Source organism: Burkholderia sp. DN3021, assembly GCF_049805555.1.
GTDB classification, from domain to species: Bacteria; Pseudomonadota; Gammaproteobacteria; order Burkholderiales; family Burkholderiaceae; genus Burkholderia; species Burkholderia pyrrocinia_C.
Map to the genome: position 1 here is coordinate 1 of NZ_JBNCAB010000180.1, position 3,268 is coordinate 3,268.

Annotated in this window: 2 protein-coding genes; both read right to left on the reverse strand. The window is 69.6% G+C overall.

Annotated features, from left to right (window positions below):
* Positions 1-317: 317 nt before the first annotated feature.
* Positions 318-1,871 carry a trypsin-like peptidase domain-containing protein gene (locus tag ACPUER_RS36100; RefSeq protein WP_425133498.1) on the reverse strand — a complete coding sequence of 518 codons (1,554 nt, stop codon included), beginning with the start codon at positions 1,869-1,871 and terminating at the stop codon, positions 318-320.
* Between the two features lie 215 nt (positions 1,872-2,086).
* The coding region (locus tag ACPUER_RS36105; RefSeq protein ID WP_425133497.1) for a PLP-dependent aminotransferase family protein at positions 2,087-3,268 on the reverse strand (1,182 nt) is incomplete at its 5' end.

A 3,268-nucleotide genomic window follows, 5' to 3' on the forward strand; every position in this document is an offset into this window, starting at 1 on the left:
GCGTTAGCGATATCATCAGGCGTAATGCGCTTCGAGGGCAGTGAAAATACGCCCATGAGCGTCCGCTTCCGAGATGTGTGAACGTCGGCTCCGGGTCGTCAAGCGACATCCACTGAATTCCACGAAGCCCCCCCAAAAAGCCCCCGAACAAGTCTGCGGGCGCATAGGTGCCCGCGCGGTGCCGCTACCGGACCCTGCGCCTGTGTACGACTACGATGAAGAATGCCGCTTTCATGCGTGATCGCTCCTGAATGCCTGGCCGACTGCCGGCGATACCGGACGACGGCAGGCGCACGACGCCAGCCACGTCAACGCCCCTAACGCACACGCACCGACACGAACTTCCGCGCGTTGTTGCGCTGGATCAGCAGCGCGATCACGCTGCCGTTCGCTTCGAGCGACTGCACATCGTCCGGCGTCTCGAGCAGCGTGTCGTTGATCTCGAGCACGACATCGCCCGGCTGGATGCCCGCCCTCGCTGCCGGGCCGTGCACCGCGTCCACCATCATCCCGACCGCGAGCCCCGTCGAGCGGCGCTCGTCGTCGCTCAGCGCATGCATCGTCAGCCCGAGACGATCGCCGCCCTCGCCCGTCCCCGCCGCCGCCCCCGGCCGTGCAGCGGCCTTCGGCGCAACCATGCCGACTGTCGTGCCCGCGCTGCCGGCCGCGTCGTCGGCGCCCGTGATCGTCAGCATCACCGGCGCACGCTTGCGAATCACCCGCAGCGACGCCTTCTCGCCGGGTGACAGCGCGGCGGCCAGGTCGTTCAGTTCGGCCGAGCGGCCGATCGGCTTGTCGCCCAGCTTCACGATCACGTCGCCGGGCTTCACGCCGGCCGCGGCGGCCGGCGAACCGGGCGCGACGCCGTTGACGAGCGCGCCCGCCGGACGCGGCAGCCCGAACGCCGCGGCCAGCCCGATGCCGACATCCTGCACATCGACGCCGAACGCGTTGACTGACGGCTCGCCCTGCGCCGGCGCCTGCGCCTGTTGCGCCTGCATCTGCGTCTGTAGCTGCGCACGCACCTTTACCGCGAACGCGATCGGGATCGCAAACGTCATGCTCGCGTAGCGGTCGGCGCCCGTATAAACCTGCACCGCGATGCCGATCACGTCGCCCGCGCGATTGAACACGGGGCCGCCCGAGTTGTCGGGATTCGGCGCGATATCGGTTTCGAAGAACGGAAACGCACTGCCGTCCGGCAGCCGGTGCGACGTCGCGCTGACGATGCCGGCCGTGACCGTGTTGCCCGATCCGTCCGGTGCGCCGATCGTCATCACCGGTTCGCCCGCACGTACCTTCGCCGAATCGCCAATGCGCACGAACGGGAGCTTCGTCGCGTTGACACGCAACACGGCGACGTCGCTTTGCGGATCGACGGCCAGCACCGTCGCCTTGAATTCGCGGCGGTCGGTGAGCCGCACCGTCACGTCGGTCGCATCGTCGACCACATGCGCGGACGTCAGGATCAGGCCGTCGGCGCTGACGATGAAGCCGGAGCCGCTGCCCGACACCGCACGCAGCACCGTGTCGGGCGGCGCCGGCACGCCCTGCGCGGGCGGCGGCGCGCCGCGCCGGAAGAACGCGGCGAGCGGATCGTCGGTATCGAGGATCGCGAAGGACGGCCCGCCGGTTTGCTGATCGAGCGCGGTCATGATCGTCACGACCGCGGGTCCGTAACGATCGACGATCGCCGGAAAATCGACCGGCATCGCGTAAGGCGCGGCGGCCGGCCTTTCCTTCATGGCAGGTTTGACGGGCGGTGCGGGCGTCCCCGCAATGGCGGCTGGCGGCGGTAGCAAAAAACCGGCAAATACGCCCCCGATCAACGCGGTGCGAAGCACGGCGCGAGCAAGCGTCTGGCGAACCACGGTGCACCTCCCCCGGCAGTCGCGGCGCCGCCTTGCGCGAGACGCGCAGGCACCCGACAAGCACCGGTACACGCATCCATTTATAGTCCAAGCAGCCTGTTCGAACATACGAATCGAAACCCGCATGCGAGGTGGCGCGGCGGCCGCGGAGCCGCGACGGCGTTCGTTTCGAACAAAGTGCGCGATTCGTCAATCCGCACAAGTCCGGCGACCGTTCAACCTCCGCCGACCCGCTCCGCGATCGCCGACAACGTCCGCAACATCGGCTCGAACGCATCGGCCGACGTATTGCCGAAGCCGAGCACGAGCCCGTTGGCCGCCGACTCCGCATGAATCGAAAAACCCGACAGCGGAAACGGGCCGATGCCATGCGCGCGCGCCGCGTCGACGATCGCGCGGTCGCGGTAGCGCGCCGGCAGCCGCAGCGCGAGATGCAATCCGCACGGCCCGCCCTCGACCTGGTGCGGCACGCCCAGGCTGCCGTCGAGCGCGGCGAGCAGCAACCGCCGCCGGTCGCGATACAGCCGGCGCATCCGGCCAAGATGGCGGCCATACTCGCCTGTCTCGATGAAATCGGCCAGCGCGAGCTGCACGTGGCGCGTCCCGCCGCGCAGCATCTCCGGCAGCACCGTCCGCACGGCGGCCAGCAGCGCCTCGGGCAGCACCAGAAAGCCGATCCGCAACGCCGGAAACATCGTCTTGCTGAACGAGCCGAGATAGACCACGGGCGAATAGGGCGCGAGCCCGTGCATCGCGCCGATCGGCTCGCCGGTGTGACGAAATTCGCTGTCGTAGTCGTCCTCGATGATCCACGCGCGATGCCGGCGCGCGGCATCGATCAGCGCGAGCCGCCGCGAGATCGACAGCACGGCGCCGGTCGGGAACTGGTTCGACGGCGTCGTATAGACGAGGCGCGGCGTCCGCTCGTGCCAGTCGTGCTCTTCCGCGCGCAGCCCTTCCGCGTCGACCGGCATCGGCACGACGTCGAGGTCGGCCGCCTGCATCGCGGTGCGCGCGCCGCGATAGCCGGGCTCCTCGACCCACACCGTCTCGCCCGGGTTCGTCAGCAACTGCGCACACAGTGCAATCGCGCCCTGCGCGCCTTCGGTGATCACGATCTGCTCGGGATCGCAGCGCACGCCGCGCGTCACGGCCAGGTGGCGCGCGATCGATTCGCGCAGCTCGCGTTCGCCGAGCGGATCGCCATAGGCAAGCAGGTCGCGGGCGGCACGGCGCAGCGCGCGGTCGATCGCGTGCCGCCACGCATCCACCGGGAAATGCGACAGCGCGGGCACGCCCGGCCAAAAACCCTCCGATTCGCCGCTGCCGACAAGGCTCGGGCGAATCCGGCCGAGCCGCTGCGCGACGGCCGGCGGCGCGGCACGCCGGCGCGGCGG